The following is a 22,282-nucleotide window of genomic DNA, read 5'->3' as shown; positions in this document are numbered from 1 at the left end:
AGGTAGCACATAACAACAAAAAGCCCCACCAAGATGGCAGAGCTAATGGTATGAAAATGAAACATCTAGCTATTTTTAGCTCAGACTTTGAATCCCAGTAGTTATAACTTGGAACGATAACTACTGGGATTTGCAGAGACTCTAAGTAATAAAATACTCTAAGTAATAGAAAAACTCTAAGGCTCTATAGTTTCAGTGACCGGCGCTTGCTCTACTGGCGTTTCCTGAATCAATACTCCAACCGCTGCATCTGTATCATTGTCATTATCGATATCAACAATCGCAGTCGGCTCAAACTCAGCAGTTGCAGGCGTTTGTGCTTGTTTGATAGCGACTGCTTCTGGTACTGTCGCTACTCGTGCTGAGCTCGCCGCATCGATGGCATAAGCCGCTTGCGACTCAGCATCTTTTGTCAATACAGTACCGATTTGTGCCAAGTTAGTATATTGCGGAACCGGAATAGCGACAGGCGTATCGAGATTGGCACCGCCGCCAAGCGCTTGGTACAGCTCAATTTGACTGATGAGCTTTTGTAGTTCTAAATCTAGAATGCCTTGCTGAGTCGAGAACAACGAACGCTGAGCATCGAGGACATCTAGATAGTTTGAGATACCCGCTTTGAAGCGTGCATCAGCGATTTCATAAGTCTGATCGAAGTTATCTTGCAGACGATACTGCGCTGCCAGCTGCTCGCCTAGAGTTGCGCGAGTAGCAAGAACATCGGACACCTCACGGAACGCCGTTTGAATTGAGCGCTCATAGCTCGCAAGCGTCTGTTCACGCTCGACTTTTGCCACGTCGTAGTTAGCATCCAAGCGCCCAGCATCAAAGATAGGAACACTAATATTAGGACCAAATGACCAGCCAAACGCATCACTATCGAACAAGTCGCTCAAGCCATCACTACGGACACCAACACTACTAGCCAAGCTTATGGTTGGGAAATAAGCGGCGCGGGCAACGGCGATATTTGCGCCAGCTGCTTTTAGATCATATTCCGCTTGCAAGACATCCGGACGATAACGTAGCAGCTCACTAGGCAGACCAGCACTAAATACATCGTGGTTGGTGATATTGCTAACCGCAGGTGCTGGAATAAGCTCAGTAGGTACTGGCGAGCCTATCAAAAATTGTAGCGCGTTTCTTGAGGTCAAAATACTGCTTTGGGCACGTAGTACCGCAAGCTTGGCATTCTCTAGGGCAGCTGCAGATTGCAAGGAAGGCAGTTTGGGATCGATACCCGCTTCAAAGCGTTTATCCGCGATGAATAAAGAGCGCTCACGGCTCTCAACGGTTGCCTCTGCTAGTTTGAGCTGTGCCAAGCTATAGCTTAAGTTGGCATAGCTCTGCGCGATATTACTAATTAGACTGATTTGAATAGAGTCTTTTGCTGCTGTCGTTGATAAAAATCTTTGTAACGCTTGATCTTTTAGGCTATCGATACGACCCCAAAAATCAAGCTCATAACTAGCAAGGCCAAGATTGACACTATAGCTATCCGTCGTCTGTCTACCGCCAGTACTACCAAAAGGCGTATCAACACGCGGGGAGGATTGACTTTGGCGTGAGTAGTCTGCTTGACCATTGATAGTCGGCAAATCATTAATATCAGTAATACGATACTGCGCGCGCGCTTTTTCGATGGCCAAACGAGCACTCTCGAAATCTTTATTATTGGCAAGGCCTAAGGCAATCAAGCCTTTGAGACGCTCATCGCTATAAAAATCCTGCCAGCGTTGACCGGCAATACTAGGTTGTTCAGAGGTACTGATAGTTTCAGCACCAAAAGCGCCATAAGCCTGCTCAATCGGCAAATTAGGCTCAGCAAGAACAGGTCTCGTATCTGCTTTAGGGATGGTATTACAAGCTGCCATACTCAGCGCCAGCACGCTCAATCCAAGCAGGCGCGATGATTTGCCAGTAGCTAGCAAATTTTTAAAGCGGATTGCTTTTACGGCTGAGTTAGAGGTTAAGAATAGAGAACTCATTGTGTATTATCTCCAAGGCTTACAGGCTGATAACTCTCAGAAGGAGTTAATGATTGCTTATCTTCGGTTGGGGCCGGCGGAGTAGGATCGTCATCACCGCCACCGTTGCCACCATTTGGATGGTTATTATCATCACCTTTGCCATTATGAGCTTCATTACCTTTATAAGGGAACATGCTGCGTACCCAAACGTAGAACATAGGGATAAAGAAGATGCCTAAGAAGGTTGCGGTAATAACGCCGCCCACTACACTAGTACCAATAGCGTTCTGACTACCAGAACCAGCACCAGTTGAGATAAATAACGGTATGACACCAAGGCCAAAGGCTAGAGAGGTCATAATGATCGGGCGCAGACGTTGACGAGCTGCGGTCATTACTGCCTCTTTGAGACTATAGCCTTCTTCTTGGTGCTCTTTGGCAAACTCAATAATCAAGATGGCGTTTTTGGCGGACAAGCCTACCACGGTCAATAGACCGACCTGCAAGTAGATATCATTATTAAACCCTCGCAACCAAGTAAAGATGACCGCGCCTAAAACCCCAAGCGGAATAACTAGCAGAACAGAGAAAGGAATAGACCAGCTCTCATAAAGAGCAGCTAGACACAAGAAGACCACTAGAATCGATAGCGCATAAAGCATAGGTGCTTGCGCGCCTGATTTTTGTTCTTCTAGCGATAGCCCAGTCCATTCATAACCAATACCTTCAGGCAGCTGACTGATCATGTTTTCCATGGCTGTCATTGCCTCACCGGTACTAAGGCCAGGCGCGGCATTGCCCTGAATGTTCATCGAAGGTAAGCTATTATAACGCGTCAAACGCGGAGAGCCTGATTGCCACTCGCTACTCGAGAAAGCATCGAAGGAAACCATGTTACCGGTGTCACCGCGCACATACCATTTGCCGATATCATCAGGGTTGGTACGGCTACTTGGCTCGCCTTGGATAAAGACACGCTTGATACGACCACGGTCGATAAAGTCATTGATGTAGCTAGAACCCCAAGCGGTAGAGATGACGCTATTGATACTGCCTAAAGACAGACCATAAGCGGCGGCTTGTTCTTGATTGATATTGACTTTGAGCTGCGGCGCATCTTCTTGACCATTAGGGCGTACGCCTGCTACATTTTCGTTTTGGCTGGCCATACCTAGCAGCATATTACGGGCTTCGAGCAGGCCATCATGACCGAGGTTACCCACATCTTGTATCATCAAATCAAAACCACTAGCATTACCAAGCTCGGTAATCGCCGGCGGTACAATAGCAAAGACTTGCGCCTCATTTAACTGAGTAAAGAAATAACCCATCGCTCGATCTGCTACCGCTTGTGCGGTGTTCTCTTCGCCAGGGCGATCATCCCAATCAGTTAAGCGTACGAAGGCAAGCCCCATGTTTTGACCACTACCGGCAAAACTAAAGCCGGCGATGGTAAATACTGAGGCAATATTATCTGTCTCTTGGGTATCGTAATAGTTACTGACTTTATCGAGGACGTCTTGAGTCTGATCAAGGGTCGATCCTGCTGGCAGCTGCACTAAGGTAAACATAATACCTTGGTCTTCTTCGGGCAAAAATGAACCCGGAATACGCAAGAACACCACCGCCATAATACCGATGATAGCGGCATAGGCAATCAGATACAGCCACTTCAAGCGAATGCTTTTACCAACCGTCTTTTCATAAGAGCGGCTGAGTTTGAAGAAGCTACGGTTAAACCAACCAAAGAAGCCTTTTTGATTTTCATCATTGCCTTTTTCGTGGCTTTTGCTTCGTTTGAGCAAAGTCACACAGAGGGCAGGGGTGAAGATAAGAGCGACTAATGCAGAGAGCACCATCGCAGTGATCAGAGTAATGGAGAACTGACGGTAAATGACCCCTGTTGATCCGCCAAAGAAAGCCATCGGTACGAATACCGCAGATAGAATCAGCGCAATACCGATAACGATCTTACTGATCTCGCCCATCGATTGAATGGTGGCATCCTTAATGGAAATATCAGGATCTTCTTCCAAAATACGCTCGACGTTTTCGACGACGACGATCGCATCATCGACCAGTAGACCGATAGAGAGTACCATCGCAAACATGGTCAAGACGTTGATACTAAAGCCTGCGATATAAAGCACGGCAAAAGTACCCAGCAAGACCACAGGAACGGCAAGAGTAGGAATGATAGTTGCGCGCCAGTTCTGCAGGAACAAGAACATCACAATAAATACTAAGCCGATTGCTTCGAGTAAGGTCTTGACGACTTGTTCGATGGATAAGCGCACAAACGGCGTCGTATCGTAAGGAACAACAGAGGTCAGGCCTGCCGGGAAGTTGGCTTCAAGCTCCGCCATACGCGCGCCCACCGCTTCACGGGTTTCAAGCGCGTTCGCTCCGCCTGCCAAGGATATCCCTAAACCGGCTGCTTCTTGACCGTTATACAGTGAGATAACGCTATAGTTTTCACTACCAATCTCCACATCTGCCACGTCACCTAGACGCACTTGCGCGCCTGAGCTGTCTGTTTTTAATAGGATATTTCTAAATTCTTCAGGAGTTTGCAGATAGCTCTGTACACTGACGGTCGCATTGATAACCTGCTGATCGGTGTCGGCTGGCGCTTGTCCTAGCTGACCTGCTGAGACTTGCGCGTTCTGCGCTCGTACAGCACTGACCACATCGGATGGCATCATGTTATAGCTACGCAAGCGCGCAGGGTCTAACCAAATGCGCATGGCATAAGAGGAGCCAAACACTTGGACTTCACCCACGCCTTCCACACGGCTGAGCTGATCGACGACGTTTGAGTTAATGTAATCGGCAATATCAGCGCGATCCATGCTCCCGTCTTCTGAGATAAAGCCTTGCACCATCAAGAAGCTGCTAGAGGACTTATTGACGTTGACACCTTGACGCTGAACAGCCTCAGGCAACGCGCTCATCGCGGCTTGTAGTTTGTTTTGGACTTGTACTTGCGCCGTATCAGAGTCGGTACCGTTCTCAAAGGTTAACGTCACTGACGCGCTACCGTTCGAGGAGCTTGATGAGGAGATGTACATCAGCCCATCAAGACCTTTCATGCGCTGCTCAATAATCTGTACCACAGAGTTTTCGACCGTTTGTGCGTTTGCACCAGGATAAGTGGCGCTAACAGAAACGGTGGGCGGTGCGATACGCGGATACTGCTCAATCGGCAAATTAATAACCGAGATTACCCCGATGAGCATGACCAAAATAGCCATAACCCATGCAAAAATAGGGCGATCAATAAAAAAACGTGACATAGTATATCCCTAGGTCTTCCTATCTTTGAATGGAATTAATTAGCGGTAGTAGCAGTGTCCTGCTCAGAAGTGTCATCAGCTACTGTTTCTGCAGCTTGCTGTGGCGTTTTGGTATTGGGTGCGTTTGCAGGTGCGGGAGCTCCATTAGCGTTTTCTAAGGGCTTGACCACCACCTCCTGCTCGGGCTTGACTTTAGAGCCGCCTATGACCACTAGCTTATCGCCACTACTTAAGCCATCAGTGACCACCCATTGACCATCATAAGTACCGTTAATCGTAACGGGACGGACTTGGATTTTATTATTTTCGTCAACGATATAGACTTGAGTATCGCCTTTAGGCGTACGCATCACAGCGCTCTGTGGCACTAAGGCTGCATTAGGAATGACGCTTTGAGTCAGACGCGCTGAGACATACATACCTGGTAGCAGCACATTATTAGGATTTGGGAATATAGCTCGCAAGGTCACAGCGCCCGTGGATTGATCCACTTTTGCTTCCGATAGAGCCAACTTGCCACGCACCGGATACACAGAACCATCTTCTAGGACTAGCTCAACAGAGTTCATACCGGCTTGTGCTTTACCCTCAGCTATCTGCTGACGTAGCTGCAATAGCTCGGATGAAGACTGACTGATATCGACATAGATAGGGTCTAAGCGCGAAATCGTCACTAAAGGCTCAGCCTGACTAGCGTTGACTAAGGTACCGGCAGTGACGCTTGAGCGGTCACTACGACCGGTCAACGGCGCGCGGACGATAGTACGATTGAGATCTAAGGCACTAGCATCTAAGCTCGATTGCGCGGTTTTGATCCCTGCCTCAGCGCTTGCAATACCTGCTTGAGTTTGACCAACAGCAGCGCGAGCACTCTCTAACGCCGCTTGCGCCGTACGTACCTGAGTTTGCGCTTGGTCATACTGCTGCTTGGAGATAGCGTCAATCTCTACTAAGCCTTTTAAGCGTTGAAAGTCATTTACTGCTTGCGCTAATGACGCTTGGCGACTGGCTAATTCTGCCTTGGCATTAGCATTATTAGCGATGGCAGTTTGACGGTTGGCCTGTGCTTGCGCTACCGCCGCTTGACCACTAGTAATAGAGGTGGTGTAGTTGTCGGTATTGATACGATAAAGCGGCTGGCCTTCTTTGACGTTGCCGCCTTCACGAAACAGTACTTCTTCAATGACGCCGCTAACTTGGGGGCGCACATCAGCCGTCTGATAAGCGGCAGTACGGCCAGAGAAAGTCTGGACTTGAGGTACGGTATCGAAGCTGACAGTTTGGACGTTGACGACAGCGGGCGGCATCTGCTGCTGGGCGTTTTCACCCGCAGCGGCGTCTTCGTTTTTGTCACAGCCGACCAGTACTGTAGCCGATAGTACAGATGCTATTACAAGCGCAAGATAAGAATGCTTCATCAAGGTCCTCGGTAGAGTAGTAAAAATATAGGATAAAAGATATAGAAGTAGAGCGTATCATAACCAAAAAATAGCTTATTTTTCAAAGAGTAATAATAAACTGAATAGAAGTTTACAGTGAAAAATAAGACGCTATTGATAAGTAGGGCAGTACCGCTAGCTAAATATATGACGTCAAGCAAATTTAATGCGCTATTATAAACTATAGGGCTTACCCTACAGTCAAGCCAAAAAAATAAGATGACCAGCTTTAGCTGTGTGCGATCTCAGAAATCGTTTGCTATTAGACCTTGTAAATAAAAGCCTGCCTACAAAAATAGCTAACATAAGTATGCAACAAGTAAGATGTCAGAAGATTGTTAAGTTTTGTTAATTAACCTCAAAAGGATAGAGTTTATTAAACTTAGAATATACAGGTAGACGTCGCCACCAAAGCAAACATATTAGCAACCCTTAAATGTGACCGTTAATGTTAAAAGGGCTGCTTACGCTATTATAGTATTAGTGCAAGGAAGGTGGTTGCCAATACTAAAGCCAAAAAATAAAGCTAACTTCACCACAAGCTGTACCCTATAGTAATCGCGCGCTAGCCAACTCTGTCAGTTGGTACAAGCCTTGACGATAGCGATTATCAGGTAGAGTGCTTAACGCTTGCTGTGCCAATCTGGTCTCTTCTAAAGCCCGCTGGGTACAATAATCAAGTGACCCTGAACCCCGAACCAACTCGATAAGTTGTTTAGCATTCGGCGTTTTGCCTGTTTGTACTGCAATGCGCAACTGCTCATAACCTTGCTTATCACTGTCTTTGAGCAGCTCAAGCGCCTTGATAGTCGGTAGTGTTGGCTTACCTTCGCTAAGGTCATCGCCTAAGTTTTTACCCATCAGCTCACTATCGCCGCTGTAATCAAGCACATCATCGATGATCTGAAAGGCATTGCCAAAATGCTGACCAAAATCGGCTAAGGCTTGTAGATACTGCTTTTGTCCTTGCAAGATAGCCGCGCCTTGGGTCGCCATCATAAATAGGCGCGAGGTTTTACCGTCGATAATATTAAGATAGTCGGTCTCTGTCGCCGCTGGGTTGTGCTGATGTTGTAATTGAAGTACTTCACCTTCAGCGATATCACAAGTGCCGTCAGAGAAGAGCTGCAACAGCGGTAAGCTTTGAAACCCTACCAATAAGTTAAAGGCGCGGGCAATCAAATAGTCACCCACTAATACTGCAGTTGCGTTATCCCAAGTGGCATTAGCGGTTGGCTTGCCGCGGCGTTGACCAGATTCATCAATAACATCGTCATGTACTAAAGTGGCGGTATGCAGCATCTCAGTAATGGCGGCGAGATGCATCGCTTGTTCGCTTGGCGCATCGTTGAACATACGCGCGCACAGTAAGGTAATGAGCGGGCGCATACGCTTGCCACCGGCATTAATGACATGCTGCGAGACGCTCATCACCAGCTGAACTTTAGAGTTGAGACTACCAAAGACTTGCTTATCCATAATGTCAAAATCATTGGCAACAATACTTTGAATGTCAGTATAACTAGGCGCTTGAGAAGCAAGGTCTGAAGAAGCTAAAGAGGTGCTGGTCATAATAAAGAGTCGTATTTATTGGGTGGGTTTTAAGATTTGCCTATAATAGCACAGCCTATTTAGTTAATTGGTGACTAATATGTGTTATTGATTATAATGGATAGGCAGCAGATAACGCACTGCTTTTGATAAGATATCGTCATGCCTATGCAATACCTATAAAGTCAGCCTAATAGTAGGGGTAGATATTGGATAGGTATTGGATAAAAGAAGCTGTATGTAATTGATTCAATGAGTTATAATGCTGCTCTTGAGGCTGATAGTGCGCTTATCTTAAAGTCAATTAGACCATCGTTGTAGTCATTAAGTAATTATTAAGATGATAAAACAAAATGCGCGGTCCTAAAACAAGACAAGTGGCTTGCTTTTATCGCTAAGAAAACGTAAAATGACGCCTTTAATTTTTCCCTGTCGTGTTCGTTATTGAAGCGTAGGTATAATATCTACCACGGCACACGGGTTAAACGGAGTCAGACAATGTACGCAGTAATCAAAAGTGGTGGTAAGCAGCACCGTGTCGTAGCCGACGAATTGCTAAGAGTTGAATTGCTTAAAGCAGAGAAAGGCGAAACAATCAAGTTTGAAGACGTTTTAATGGTTGTTGATGGCGATAACGTGAAAGTCGGTCAACCAGCCGTTGATGGCGCAAGCGTAGAAGCGGAAGTGGTTGAACATGGCCGCGGCGAAAAAATCCGTATCATTAAGCACAACCGCCGTAAGCATTATCACAAAGAGCAAGGTCACCGCCAGTGGTACACCTTGTTAAAAATCAAAGCGATTAATGCTTAATTAGCTATTATCAGTTATTGATCGCTAATATTGATTATTGATCATAAATATTAATAGTACATAGCGCACTAAAAGCTTAAGAGTTATCACATCAGTGATAAGTCATATTAACAAGGAGAATTATCCATGGCACATAAAAAAGCTGCCGGCTCAACCCGTAACGGTCGTGACTCAAACCCAAAAATGCTTGGTGTAAAAATCTTTGGTGGTCAAACCATCACTGCTGGTAACATCATCGTTCGTCAACGTGGTACAGAATTCCACGCCGGCGAAGGCGTTGGAATGGGCCGCGATCATACTTTATTTGCACTAAATGACGGTGTGGTAAAGTTCGCAACTAAAGGTAAATTTAACCGTCGTTATGTGATGGTTGAAAACGCCTAATCATTAATATCGCCTGCGTCTTTTTGAGAAAAAATTCGCTCATGGTAAAATGATTAAAAATTCCCTATTGCCTATGTTGGTAGTAGGGTTTTTTTATGACTGGACTTTGATAATCAGCCATTGTATCGGTTACAAGCGTGTATGGCAGGCGTAGTAATTATTGCAAATCATGTCTAGGCGTGTAATAAAAAAACTGGCAGACTGTCTTCACTGTTTAATAGCGCTGCTCAGAAAACAGCTGCTCAAAAACATAAGTGTGCAAAATCAATGACAACACAAAAAAGAACAGTTGCTAGTAAGAATTATTATTAAAAACTAAATGATGACTCATTTTTATTTTATATATTTAGAGAGGATTATTATGATGACAGTTATCAAGCAAATCAAAAGCAAGCAGACAAGTGTAAAACAAAAATTAATGAGTGGGGTCTTAGCAGGTATGCTAATGACCAGTTTGGGGGTAGCTGTGCCTATAGTCGCGCTGACCCAAACGGCGAATGCTGCTCCGGCTGATAGCCTACAAGCCGCCAAGCGTTTAAATAGCTTGTTGACTAATACCAAAAGCATGAGCGCTAATTTTTCACAAACCACAAAAGGCGCGAATAGCGGCACTTTTAAAGGCTCAATGAGCGTGCAACGTCCAAACAATTTTCGTTGGGAGACAAAATCACCTTCTCAGCAGCTCATCGTCGCTAATGGCAGCACTATGTGGGTTTATGATAAAGACCTAGAGCAAGCGACTAAGCAGACGGTAGATAGCCAAGTTGGTAATACGCCAGCGCTATTATTGTCAGGCGATCCTAGTAAGATTGCGCAGAATTTCAAAATCACTCAGCCTTATGCGAATAAAAACTACTACGTGCTCTATCCGAAAGCGAGTGATGCTAGCTTCAAAAACCTCTCTATGAGCTTTAGTGGTGGTAAGCCGGTGATGATGGTACTCAATGATAACTTGGGACAAACCACTTCTATCAAGTTTAGTAACATTAAACTCAACCCTAGTATGAGTAGTGGCCAGTTTAAATTCACGCCGCCTCAGGGTGTCGATGTCATTAACCAATAAACACTATTTATTGTTTGTGAGTTCATAAAAGTGTTGAGCTCATAGAAGATAACTATTATGTAGAAGGGGCAGACCGATGCAAGGTCTGCTCCTTTTTTATTGATTCGCTTCGTCACACTTGGCAGGTTGCAATTAAGGGGATTTGGTTTACAATACCGGCGTATTTCCAACGCTTAATCTAAGCTTTGGGCGGCCGTTGTTAAATAAAGATATAACCGGTTTATCCGTACTGTTGGTTGCAAGGCTCTGAGGTCTATGGATAGGGAAGTCGGCTAGGATAAACTAGCGCGTTTAAGGAAGAGGGTAAAAACGCTGTAACATAAATGGTGGATGGATTGATATATTTTGTAGCATATAAAATGACCGTGCAATGCAGTGAAAAACTGGCTTTTGAGCGTTGATATGCGTATAGTGTGTAAACCGTTTACGCCAGTTATCACGCCATTGTTGACCATAGGTAATGAGTTATTAAATCAATTAAATGTCGCAATATGATATTGATTTAATAAATTCACTTTTACTTTAGATAGAGGGTTGATGACCAGCTTTTGTCTGTGCCTATGGCTAGATAAATCTAAATTCTGTGTTTTCTCTCTTGACGTCAATAATCTTGATAATTGGCTATTACCAGCACAGTGAACCTGTGTTTTCGTCTGCGTTACGGTGCTTGATAGGATTGTTTGAGGATATAGGCTTTATTGCCTTAGTGGTTATCTTGGTTAATTAAAAGGTCCTTATCCTAACAGTTGTTCATCACGCCCTGACACTCGATTGGGTGAGGAGCAAGTATTATCATGTCTGCCTTTAGTTGGTCAGCAGTTGCCTTTATTTTAGCCGCCATCGGTCTGGTTGTCTTTATGTTGACCGTACCGCGCTTGCTTGGCGGGCGCTCAAAAGGCTTACAAAAAGAAGAAGTGTTTGAGGCGGGTGTTGTCGGAGCTGGCAATGCCCGCATTCGTTTGTCTGCCAAATTCTACCTAGTAGCGATATTCTTCGTTATTTTCGATCTAGAAGCCTTATATCTATACGCTTATTCGGTCTCGGTACGTGAAACGGGCTGGCTGGGCTTTGCTGCCGCTGCGATATTCATCGGGGTGCTCATCGTAGGTCTTATCTATGAGTTAAGCTTAGGGGCTATGAACTGGTCGCCTGCTGATAAACTGCGCAAAAAAGCACGCTTACACGCAGCGCCTGCGGGATTTAATCTGGCAGACATCACCAAGTTCAACGGTGTTGAGGAATTGATGGTCGATCCGACGGGTAAAGTGCCAGCGCAGTCGTCGGGTCAAATTAATGTCTCAAATAGTATTGAGGCTAATCGTCGTCACCTGCAAAATATTGATCATATTAATACCACCGGTAATGTCACTTCTGTGGATTTCGCCGCAGATAATGAATCCTCATAACGGTTTATGCGTGTTATTAATATGCCAGTGAGTTATCACGCTGAAGATAACTTGGGCATCACCCGCTATTTTTTAGCAGTCATAGTATTATAAGCTTGAGAGGCAAATAACCTTATAATCGCTTAGCTGCTCTTCATAAAAGGTTTTATGGTATGAAATATACACTAACCAAAGCCAATCCTGATGCAGATACCTATCCTGCTCAAACTCGTGAAACGGTCAATGATCCGTTAGAGGATGAGGTTCATAAAAATGTTTTTATGGGCCGCTTAGAGGATCTCGTGCATTCGACTGCCAACTGGGGCCGTAAAAACTCACTTTGGCCGTTTAACTTCGGTACGTCTTGCTGTTATGTCGAGTACGCCACTACTTTGACCGCGGTACATGATTTATCCCGCTTCGGTGCTGAAGTTATTCGCGCATCACCGCGTCAGGCGGATGTGATGATCGTTGCTGGTACCTGCTTTATCAAGATGGCACCGGTGATTCAGCGTCTATATGAACAGATGCTTGAGCCAAAATGGGTGATCTCGATGGGCGCTTGTGCTAATTCAGGTGGTATGTACGATATCTATTCTGTAGTGCAGGGCGTCGATAAGATCATTCCCGTCGACGTGTATGTGCCAGGTTGTCCGCCGCGTCCAGAGGCACTGATTCAAGGTCTAATGCTATTGCAAGAATCTATCGCCAAAGAGCGTCGCCCGCTAGGTATTCATGTCAACGATCAAGGAATTTATCAGCCGCAACTAACGGCTGAGCGTGATCGTAAGCAGGCGGATAGAATTGCGGTGAAAAATTTACGTAGTCCAGATAGTATTTAGCCCGTTTAATATACTTAGCACAGTTATGTTAGAACAGTTATGCTTGGCACAGTCTGGTTTTGATCAATCAGCTTCGCTCAAACGTTATGATTAATGAAGGAAGATATCATTCATGGTCACGGTAGTCGAAAACAAAAATCCTAAGATAAAACCGGTACCAGCCGTCATCAGAGAGCTGGAGCATAAGTATGCAGGCAAGTTTGTAGTGCAGCATACTGTTGATGAAATTCCAACGGTATGGGTTGCTCGCAGCGATGTGCTAGACATTTTGTTATTCTTGCGTAAGTTGCCGAAGCCTTACGTGATGCTCTTTGATCTATCGGCAATGGACGAGCGTCTGCGTCAGCATCGCGGTGATTTGCCAGAGAGCGACTTTACGGTGTTTTATCACTTGATGTCGCTTGAGCGCAACAGCGATGTGCGTATCAAAGTCGCGCTCAGTGAAGACGACTTGACTCTCCCTAGCGCCACCAAAATCTGGCCAAATGCCAACTGGTATGAGCGTGAAGTTTGGGATATGTTCGGTATCGTCTTTAGCGGCCATCCGCATTTGACTCGTATTTTATTGCCAAAATACTGGGAAGGTCATCCACTACGTAAAGAGTATCATGCACGCGCGACAGAATTTACGCCGTATTTTTTGAATACCGCTAAGCAGCAATATGAGCAAGAAAACTTGCGTTTTGTGCCAGAAGAGTGGGGCATGAAGCGCTCGGGCCGTGATGAGGACTTTATGTTCTTGAACATCGGTCCTAACCACCCTTCAGCTCATGGCGCGTTCCGCTTGGTACTACAGCTCGATGGTGAAGAGGTGATCGATTGTATTCCAGACATCGGCTATCATCACCGCGGCGCTGAGAAGATGGCTGAGCGTCAGACTTGGCACTCCTATATCCCCTATACCGACCGTATCGATTATCTTGGTGGGGTGATGAATGAGCTGCCGTACATCATGTCGGTTGAAAAACTAGCGGGAATTACTATCCCTGATCGCGCGCAGACTATCCGGGTGATGATGAGCGAGTTTTTCCGGATTACTAACAACTTACTCTATGTTGGTACTTTCATTCAGGATGCGGGCGGTATGACGCCGGTGTTTTATATGTTTACCGACCGCCAAAAAGCTTATGACGTCATTGAGGCAGTCACCGGTTACCGGATGCATCCGGCTTGGTTCCGTATCGGTGGTACTGCTGCCGACCTACCGCGTGGCTGGCAGCGCTTGGTGCGCGAGTTTTTAGAGTGGATGCCGAAGCGCTTGGACGAATATGTCAAAGCGGCGCTACAGAATAGTGTGCTCAAAGGCCGTACGCAAGGTGTGGCTCAGTATAATGCCAAGCAAGCTCTCGCTTGGGGCGTGACTGGTGCCGGCTTGCGTGCGACGGGGGTCGATTTTGATCTACGTAAAGCCCGTCCTTATATGGGCTACGAGAACTTTGACTTTGAGATACCCATTGGCTATAACGGTGATGCTTATGATCGTTGTATGATCAAGATTGAGGAGATGCGTCAATCTATGCGTATCATCCGCCAGTGTATGGATCATATGCCGCAAGGCCCTTACAAAGCTGATCATCCGCTAGCCGTACCACCACCAAAAGATCGCACCTTAAATGATATTGAGACCTTAATTAATCACTTCTTATCCGTGTCTTGGGGACCAGTAATGCCAGCGGGTGAGTGTGCGACTATTGTCGAGGCCACTAAAGGCTTAAACAGCTATTACATTACCTCGGATCGCTCAACGATGAGCTATCGTACCCGTATTCGCACGCCGACGTTTGCGCACTTACAGCAGATGCCATCGGTCATCAATGGTTCGCTAGTCTCAGACGCTATCATGTACTTAGCCTCTATCGATATCGTTATGGCGGATTGTGATCGCTAATCATGTTAAATGATAAGTTTAAGCAGTTAAAAGACTAGTAAAGAAAGAGATCTAGTAAAGCAAAAATAAGCAACATTGATATTATCGCCAACAGGCACACCAAACCGCTGCAGCAGTACAATAAGGGCCTTAGGGCGCAGCGCGATGAGTGAGGATAGAATAGAAGATTATGAAGATTGTTTCTGATAAAACGCCAAAGGTAGATGTCGCCAGTATTTTGACGACAAGCGAGATTGCCGCTATTGATGATTTTATGCATCATTATCCACAAGCGCGTTCTGCGTCTTTGGATGCGCTTAAAATTGTGCAAAAACGCAATGGCTGGGTGGATGATGCGCAGGTCAACGCTATCGCTAATATTTTAGAGGTTCCGGTGACTGATATTGAAGGCGTCGCCACTTTTTATAATCGTATTTATCGGCAGCCGGTCGGCCGTCATGTGATTCTTATTTGCGATTCGGTATCTTGTTATCTAACAGGCTATGAGGCGCTATCCACCGCTTTTAGAGCCGAGCTAGGTATTGAGTATGGCCAAACTACCGCTGATGGTCGCTTTACTATTTTACCGATTTGTTGTCTAGGTAACTGTGATAAAGGCCCGGCGGTATTGATCGATGAAGATACTTATGGCCCAGTCCAACCTGGTGAAGTCGCGCAATTATTGGAGCTATACGCATGAGATTATCCGTTGCAGAGCAAATTGCCCAGCGTCGCCAAGGTAAAGCCCCAAGCCAGTTAAATGAGCAGCGCATTCCCGTTTATGGGGATAAAGACGCAGCAACCAGCGAAACCAAACCTTTGACATGGCGGCTTGCGCACCATGACGCTGTGTTAGATCTGGCTACTTATCAGTCCCTGCGTGGCTTTGAAGCGCTAAAGATGGCGCTGAATCAATCCGCTGGCGATACGCTGAGCACTATTAAAGAAGCAGTAGTGAAAGGCCGCGGCGGTGCTGGTTTCCCCGCTGGTATTAAGTGGTCGCTGATGGCGCCTAATGATGGTGGGCCGCGTTACTTAGTTTGTAACGCTGATGAGATGGAGCCTGGTACCTTTAAAGATAGACTGCTTATGGAGCGTCTACCGTTCCAGCTTATCGAAGGTATGCTCATCTCGGCTTATGCCATAGAAGCGACAGCAGGTTATATCTTTATTCGCGGCGAGTATATATTAGCAGCCGAGCGTCTAAATGCAGCGCTCGATGAGATGCGTGCCAATAACTTGCTCGGTGATAATATTTTAGGCTCAGATTTTAGCTTTGATTTGCATGTGCATACGGGTGCTGGCCGCTACATCTGCGGTGAAGAGACGGCGCTGCTAAACTCTTTGGAAGGTCGCCGTGCCAATCCTCGCACTAAGCCGCCTTTTCCACAAGTGGCGGGCGCGTGGGGCAGACCGACTATCGTCAATAACGTTGAGACTCTACATAATGTCTCGGCTATTATTCTGCATGGTAGTAAGTGGTATCAAGACTTAGCGAAGATCAAAGGCGTAGTCGAGACTCCGGGCACGAAACTATTTGGTTGCTCAGGCTTGGTCAATGACCCAGGACTATGGGAGCTGCCCTTTGGCTATACCGCGCGCGAAATTATTGATGATTTTGCAGGTGGTATGCAGGAAGGTCGTACGCTTAAAGCTTGGTTACCCGGCGGCGCTTCCACTGATTTTTTAACTGCTGAGCATTTAGATACCATTGTTGATTTCGATACTATCCAAAAAGCGGGTAGCCGGATGGGTACTGGTCTGCTTATGGTTGTCGATCAAGAGCAAGATATGGTACCGCTGCTGCGCAATCTAGAGATTTTCTTTCAGCGCGAATCTTGCGGCTTTTGTACGCCGTGCCGTGATGGTCTACCTTGGGGAGTCAAGCTGCTTACTGCTATCAATGATGGCGAAGGGCAAGTCGGTGATGTAGAAAAATTAGAAGGTCTGACACGCGACCTTTGGATCGGTAAGACGTTCTGCGCTCACGCTCCTGGTGCTATGGAGCCGCTGATGAGTGCGATCAAATATTTCCGTCCTGAGTTCGATAGTAAGATTGCTCAGGCGGTCGGCGAAGATGTGATTGAGGCTGCAGGTAATCCACAGCCAGTAGCAAAATAAGGAGAACGGCATGGCAGTCATACATATTGATGGAACCACTGTCGAAGTTGATGGCGCGGATAACTTATTGCAAGCGTGCCTATCACTTGGCATTGATGTGCCGTATTTTTGTTATCATCCGGCATTAGGCTCAGTGGGCTCTTGTCGTCAGTGCGCGGTCAAACAGTACCAAAATAAAGAAGATCTAGAGGCAGGCAAAGGTAAGCTTGTGATGTCTTGTATGGTCGCGCCAGGCGATGACATGTATATCTCAGTGACGGATGATGAGGCAAAAGCCTTTCGTAAGTCGATGGTTGAGCTACTCATGACCAACCACCCGCATGATTGTCCCACTTGTGAAGAGGGCGGTCACTGCCACTTGCAAGATATGACGTATATGTCGGGCCATAATACGCGCCGCTATCGCTTCACTAAGCGCACTCATCATAACCAAGAACTTGGGCCATTTATCGCGCATGAGATGAACCGCTGTATCGCTTGCTATCGCTGTGTACGTTTTTATAAAGACTATGCCGGTGGTGAGGATTTAGGCGTGTTTTCTTCTAATAACCGCGTCTATTTTGGTCGTGAAAAAGACGGACAGTTTGAGAGTGAGTTCTCCGGTAACTTAACTGAAGTTTGCCCAACTGGCGTGTTTACAGATAAAACGCACTCTGAGCGTTACAACCGTAAGTGGGATATGCAGTACGCGCCTAGCATCTGTCATGGCTGCTCAGCGGGCTGTAATATCTCACCCGGCGAGCGTTATGGTGAGCTACGCCGGATTGAGAACCGTTATAACGGCGAGGTCAATCGCTATTTCTTGTGCGATAGAGGCCGATTTGGCTATGGTTATGTCAACCGTGCCGATCGCCCAACTCAAGCGCTTGAGCGTATCAATGATAAGCACGTCAAAATTAATATTGATTATGCGCTAGATGAAACGATCAAACGCCTCCAAGATAAAAAAATCGTCGGCATTGGCTCGCCGCGCGCCAGCTTAGAGACCAACTTTGCGCTAAAAAATCTAGTCGGTTTTGATAATTTCTCTACTGGCCTTAATCACCAACAGCAATCGCTAGTTAATAAGTGTATCGAAGTGCTGAGCACTGAAGGCGTCTATAATCCGAGTATGACTGATATCGAAAGTCATGACGCGGTATTGATACTAGGTGAAGATATTACTCAAACCTCATCAAGAGTGGCGCTATCCGTGCGACAAGCGGCAAAAAACGAAGCCTTAAAAATGGCTGCTGCTGCTAAGACGCAAGCTTGGCTCGCCGAGCCAGTACAGCGTATTGCTCAAGGAGCTGTTAGCCCCGTTTATGTAATCGACGTCACCCAAACGAAGCTTGATGACATTAGCAAGGCAAGTGTGGTGGCAACGCCAGAAGACATTACCCGCTTAGGGTTTAAGGTTGCAGATGAGATCGCTGATTTAGCGAACGACTTAACTCAAATAGCTAATCCAGCTGAACAACAAAGCCAAGCTTCAGCCAGTACTGACAATAGCAATGGCATGCAAGCCTTAGCCAAACAGATCGCTTATGACTTAATACAAGCCGATAAGCCTTTAGTTATTGCGGGTACTAGCTTAGCTTCTAATGCTATGATTGAAGCGGCGGCGCAAATCACCCAAGTTTTAACTAAAAAACGCGCTAGCATAAAAGCAACTGAGCAAGAGCAAGTTGAAGCTCACAACGCTAAAGTGCGCAGTGCCAAAGTCCAGGCGGCAGAGCAACAAGCGCAAACCGCTCAGCCTGAAGAGGACAAAGAGCTAGCCGCTAAGCCTGCAAAACCAGAAACCGGTACAGACAAACAAGAGCAAGAAGATATCAATCGTGAGCCTGCTGATGAGCTAGAGCTAAAAGAAGCTAATATTAACTATAGCGCGCAGGCCGGTATTTATTTAACCGTGCCAGATGCCAATAGTATCGGTGTCTGTCTGCTCGGTGGGCAGTCGGTAGAAGAGCTACTAGCGACTGATTTCGACGTGGTCGTCGTGGCTGAAAATCAATTGAGCGATGCTATTGCGGCTAGCAAGCTGAGCCAGCTATTGACCGATAAAACGGTCATCGCCCTTGACCATCAGCTGCTAGATTGGCATAAAGATGTCGATATCGTGCTGCCAGCTGCTAGCTTCGCGGAAGCGGACGGCACGCTAGTATCAAGTGAGGGCCGCGCGCAGCGCTTCTTTCAAGTTTATGATAATAACTATTATCATCCCATGAGCAGTATTAAAGAAGGCTGGCGCTGGTTACATGCAGTGCATAATAGTCTACTCGGTAAGCCGGTCGATTGGACGCAGCTGGATGATGTAATTAATGCCTTAATCGCGACGCATCCTAATCTTGCCGCTATTAAAGACGCAGCGCCCGATGCCGATTACCGCATCAGTGGTCTAAAAATAGCTCGTCAGCCGCGCCGCTATTCTGGTCGTACTGCTATGCGTGCGCCCATCTCAGTACATGAGCCGATGCAGCCCAAAGATTTAGATACCGGCTTAACCTTTTCGATGGAAGGCTATAGTGGTAAGCAGTCTAAAGGATCTATGATTCCTTTTGCCAACGCTGCAGGTTGGAACTCACCGCAAGCTTGGAATAAGTACCAAGACAAAGTCGGTGGCAGCCTAAAAGGCGGCGATCCTGGTGTGCGTTTATTTGATCTAGGCGAGCGCTTAGTAGAGCGTCAGTATGTAGCGCCGGAAGCGGCCGCCTCTAACCGCACGAATATTGAGCAAGGACAAGCCAAGCTAGTACCTATCTATAATATATTTGCCAGCTCGATAATGGCCGCGCGTAGTCCTATTGTCGCAGAGCAGCTACCTATCGCTACTTGGCGTATAGGGGCTGAAGATGCGAGCGCCTGGGGCATTAGCGCTGGTGATTATTTAGCTATCGATATCGAGCAGCAGCAGATGACGCTGCCGGTGCAAGTGGTTGATTATTTAGCAGAAGGTTGTATCGGCTATCCGGTTGGACAGGTCAGTATTATTCATCCTTCAATGCTGGCTTCAGTACGCAAGGTCGAAGCGCCGGCCGTTGGCGTTAAAATAAACGGTGACATGGCTGATGACGTGGCCGCCACTGCTGACGATGTCAGTTCTAGCAGCACACAGGAGGTGTAATATGCAAATTACTCGTATCATTCCTGAAGTGCCAAGCTTTCTGGCAAGTAGCTTAACCGTTGAGACTTGGTCCATTCTGTTCTTAGTCCTACAAGCTTTGGTTATTTTCTTAGTCGTGGTTATCGTCGCGGCGGTCATGATTGTTTATGAGCGCCGGATGCTCGCCCTTTGGCAGGATCGCTACGGTCCAAATCGCGTCGGCCCTTTTGGCTCGCTACAATTAGTCGCGGATATGCTGAAGATTTTCTTTAAAGAAGATTGGACGCCAAACTTTACCGATAAGTTTATTTTCACCTTAGCGCCAGCGGTAGCGATGTTCACCGCCTTAGCCTCTTTTGCTATTATTCCCATCTCGCCGACCCTTGGCGTGGCGGATTGGGACATTGGTATTCTGTTCTTCTTTGCGATGGCAGGTTTGGCTGTTTACGCGGTGATGTTTGGTGGCTGGGCCTCAGCCAATAAGTTCTCCTTACTAGGTGGCCTACGCTCGGCGGCACAGACTATCAGTTACGAAGTATTTTTGGGCTTATCGCTCATGGGCGTTGTCGCTTTGACTGGCTCTTTTAACCTGCGTGAGATTGTCGAGTCGCAAATTGATGGCTGGTATATTATCCCGCAGTTTTTTGGGTTTTTAACCTTCGTAGTAGCTGGGGTAGCGGTAACGCACAGACATCCCTTTGATCAGCCAGAAGCGGAGCAAGAGCTTGCTGAAGGGTATCATGTTGAATACTCAGGCATGAAGTTCGGTATGTTCTTTATTGGTGAATACGTCAACGTAGTGCTGATCTCAGCGTTGATGACTTGTCTGTTCTTTGGCGGTTGGTTACCACCCTTCAATATCGATATTCCGTTTATTCCGCCGGCTTTTTGGTTCATGATTAAGACGTTATTCTTTATGACTATGTTTGTCTTAGCACGGGGCTCATTAATGCGTCCTCGCTACGATCAGGTGATGAACTTTGGCTGGAAAGTCTGTCTGCCAGTCACATTGATCAATCTATTGATTACGGCTTTGGTTATTTTAATTTTTTCTCCAACGCTGTAGCTGTATGCTGTCTTATAGGTGACGCAAAGAAATGCTGATAAGGATAATAATCCCATGTTAAACGCCATAAAAAAGACGGTCATCGGTATGTTTACCATTGTCCGTACGATGTGGATGGTCAATAGCCATGCCATAAGGCCACGCGATACCATACTTTATCCAGAAGTGCCGGTACCAGTACCACCCAGATTTCGAGGGCGTATCGTATTGACGCGTGATCCTGATGGCGATGAGCGCTGTGTGGCCTGTAACTTATGCGCGGTTGCCTGTCCAGTAGGCTGTATCTCGCTACAAAAAGCCGAACGCGAAGATGGGCGCTGGTATCCAGAGTTTTTCCGTATTAACTTCTCTCGCTGTATTTTCTGCGGGATGTGCGAAGAGGCTTGTCCAACGACGGCGATTCAGATGACACCAGATTTTGAGCTTGGCGAGTATGTGCGTCAGGATTTAGTCTACGAAAAAGAGCATTTATTGATCTCAGGGCCAGGGAAGTATCCTGACTATAATTACTACCGAGTAACGGGTATGGCAGTAGACGACAAACCAAAAGGCGCGGCGCAAAATGAGTCGGCACCTATCGATGTAAGGAGTTTACTACCATGATGGAGTTTATGAATCATCCGGATCTGGTAGGGTTTTATGCTTTAGCCGCAGTGGCTATCTTTGCCAGTCTACGAGTGGTGACCCATGCCAATCCAGTACACGCTATCTTGGCGATGATCGTCACTTTGCTGGCTTTATCAGGTATTTTCTTCGTCTTAGGCGCTCCTTTTGCCGGTGCTCTTGAGATTGTCGTTTATGCTGGCGCCATTATGGTGCTATTCGTTTTCGTTATTATGATGCTCAATTTGGGCATGGCAGATGAGGCGCGTGAAGAGCGGTGGCTCGATGCTAAGACTTGGGCGATACCGACTGGGCTCACGCTTATTATCGCCGTAGTACTGTACGGCATGATCGGTCTCAATCATGATGAGACTGCCGTTATTGGCGGGGTTACTGTCCCAGCGAAGGCAGTCGGTACAGTGTTATTTACCAAATATATTATGCTCGTTGAAGTGGCTGCTTTATTATTGCTAGCCGCCTTAGTTGCCGCTTATCACTTAGGTAAAGAGTCGAATGATGATGAGATCATCGGTAATGATAGCTTAGCTTATCGCCCTTCGGTGGGTAGCATTAAAGAATATGAAGAGGATAAGTCTGAGAGTGCTACTGATGCGGTCGAAATGGCTAAGCCTTATGTTTATGATACGGTTGATCCTAATGATTATGTGGCAGCGCCGCGTAGCAAGCGTAAGGAGCTAGACTGATGGTACAAGCAGTAAGTGTGGCCGGGGAGGTGTCAAGCGTACCCTTTGCGCATGAGGTAGTCGGGTTTGCAGAGCCAGCTATGGCGATGCAAAATA

At 46.6% G+C, this 22,282-nt stretch carries 16 protein-coding genes; 12 read left to right on the top strand and 4 right to left on the bottom strand.

What is annotated here, in order from left to right:
* Positions 1-176: 176 nt before the first annotated feature.
* From ACTXGJ_RS11055 to ACTXGJ_RS11040, 4 genes are all read right to left on the bottom strand, one after another.
* Entirely contained in the window at positions 177-1,988 is a 1,812-nt protein-coding gene (locus ACTXGJ_RS11055) for an efflux transporter outer membrane subunit (RefSeq protein WP_443565988.1), read from the bottom strand.
* Positions 1,985-5,266, bottom strand: coding sequence for an efflux RND transporter permease subunit (locus tag ACTXGJ_RS11050; RefSeq protein WP_439243759.1), 3,282 nt, complete (start codon positions 5,264-5,266; stop codon positions 1,985-1,987). The genes ACTXGJ_RS11055 and ACTXGJ_RS11050 overlap by 4 nt, the downstream gene beginning before the upstream one ends.
* A gap of 35 nt (positions 5,267-5,301) precedes the next feature.
* A complete protein-coding gene (locus tag ACTXGJ_RS11045; RefSeq protein ID WP_443565987.1) occupies positions 5,302-6,684 on the bottom strand; it encodes an efflux RND transporter periplasmic adaptor subunit in 1,383 nt (460 codons plus the stop codon).
* A gap of 570 nt (positions 6,685-7,254) precedes the next feature.
* The gene (locus ACTXGJ_RS11040; RefSeq protein WP_443565986.1) at positions 7,255-8,277 is read right to left on the bottom strand and encodes a polyprenyl synthetase family protein; all 1,023 of its coding nucleotides are present in this window, start codon (positions 8,275-8,277) and stop codon (positions 7,255-7,257) included.
* A gap of 477 nt (positions 8,278-8,754) precedes the next feature.
* Here ACTXGJ_RS11040 and rplU point away from each other — a divergent pair, with 477 nt between their 5' ends.
* The 12 genes from rplU (at position 8,755) to nuoJ (ending at position 22,186) form a co-directional block, all read left to right on the top strand.
* Entirely contained in the window at positions 8,755-9,066 is a 312-nt protein-coding gene (rplU, locus tag ACTXGJ_RS11035) for a 50S ribosomal protein L21 (RefSeq protein WP_439243751.1), read from the top strand.
* A 126-nt stretch (positions 9,067-9,192) separates the two neighbouring features.
* A complete protein-coding gene (rpmA, locus tag ACTXGJ_RS11030) occupies positions 9,193-9,450 on the top strand; it encodes a 50S ribosomal protein L27 (protein ID WP_439243748.1) in 258 nt (85 codons plus the stop codon).
* 361 nt (positions 9,451-9,811) lie between these two features.
* Positions 9,812-10,513 (top strand): outer membrane lipoprotein chaperone LolA, encoded by a 702-nt coding sequence (gene lolA, locus ACTXGJ_RS11025; RefSeq protein ID WP_443565985.1) that lies wholly within the window; start codon positions 9,812-9,814, stop codon positions 10,511-10,513.
* 794 nt (positions 10,514-11,307) lie between these two features.
* Positions 11,308-11,919 carry an NADH-quinone oxidoreductase subunit A gene (gene ndhC / locus ACTXGJ_RS11020; RefSeq protein ID WP_439243742.1) on the top strand — a complete coding sequence of 204 codons (612 nt, stop codon included), beginning with the start codon at positions 11,308-11,310 and terminating at the stop codon, positions 11,917-11,919.
* Positions 11,920-12,071: 152 nt separating this feature from the next.
* A complete protein-coding gene (locus ACTXGJ_RS11015) occupies positions 12,072-12,740 on the top strand; it encodes a NuoB/complex I 20 kDa subunit family protein (protein ID WP_439243739.1) in 669 nt (222 codons plus the stop codon).
* Between the two features lie 112 nt (positions 12,741-12,852).
* Positions 12,853-14,628: an NADH-quinone oxidoreductase subunit C/D gene (nuoC, locus tag ACTXGJ_RS11010; RefSeq protein WP_439243737.1), complete on the top strand. Its 1,776-nt coding sequence runs from the start codon at positions 12,853-12,855 to the stop codon at positions 14,626-14,628.
* A gap of 169 nt (positions 14,629-14,797) precedes the next feature.
* Positions 14,798-15,307: an NADH-quinone oxidoreductase subunit NuoE gene (gene nuoE / locus ACTXGJ_RS11005; protein ID WP_439243734.1), complete on the top strand. Its 510-nt coding sequence runs from the start codon at positions 14,798-14,800 to the stop codon at positions 15,305-15,307.
* Positions 15,304-16,728: an NADH-quinone oxidoreductase subunit NuoF gene (gene nuoF / locus ACTXGJ_RS11000; protein WP_439243731.1), complete on the top strand. Its 1,425-nt coding sequence runs from the start codon at positions 15,304-15,306 to the stop codon at positions 16,726-16,728. The genes nuoE and nuoF overlap by 4 nt, the downstream gene beginning before the upstream one ends.
* Positions 16,729-16,738: 10 nt before the next feature.
* Positions 16,739-19,834 (top strand): NADH-quinone oxidoreductase subunit NuoG, encoded by a 3,096-nt coding sequence (gene nuoG / locus ACTXGJ_RS10995; protein WP_443565984.1) that lies wholly within the window; start codon positions 16,739-16,741, stop codon positions 19,832-19,834.
* A 1-nt stretch (position 19,835) separates the two neighbouring features.
* Complete coding sequence (gene nuoH / locus ACTXGJ_RS10990) at positions 19,836-20,879, top strand: NADH-quinone oxidoreductase subunit NuoH (protein WP_443565983.1); 1,044 nt, start codon at positions 19,836-19,838, stop codon at positions 20,877-20,879.
* A gap of 54 nt (positions 20,880-20,933) precedes the next feature.
* Positions 20,934-21,482, top strand: coding sequence for an NADH-quinone oxidoreductase subunit NuoI (nuoI, locus tag ACTXGJ_RS10985; protein WP_439243723.1), 549 nt, complete (start codon positions 20,934-20,936; stop codon positions 21,480-21,482).
* A complete protein-coding gene (gene nuoJ / locus ACTXGJ_RS10980; protein ID WP_439243721.1) occupies positions 21,479-22,186 on the top strand; it encodes an NADH-quinone oxidoreductase subunit J in 708 nt (235 codons plus the stop codon). Before nuoI ends, nuoJ begins: the two co-directional genes overlap by 4 nt.
* Positions 22,187-22,282 lie beyond the last annotated feature (96 nt).

This window comes from Psychrobacter sp. 1Y11 (assembly GCF_052259045.1).
In the GTDB taxonomy this organism is placed as follows: domain Bacteria; phylum Pseudomonadota; class Gammaproteobacteria; order Pseudomonadales; family Moraxellaceae; genus Psychrobacter.
This window is presented reverse-complemented; position numbering and strand designations above follow the sequence as displayed.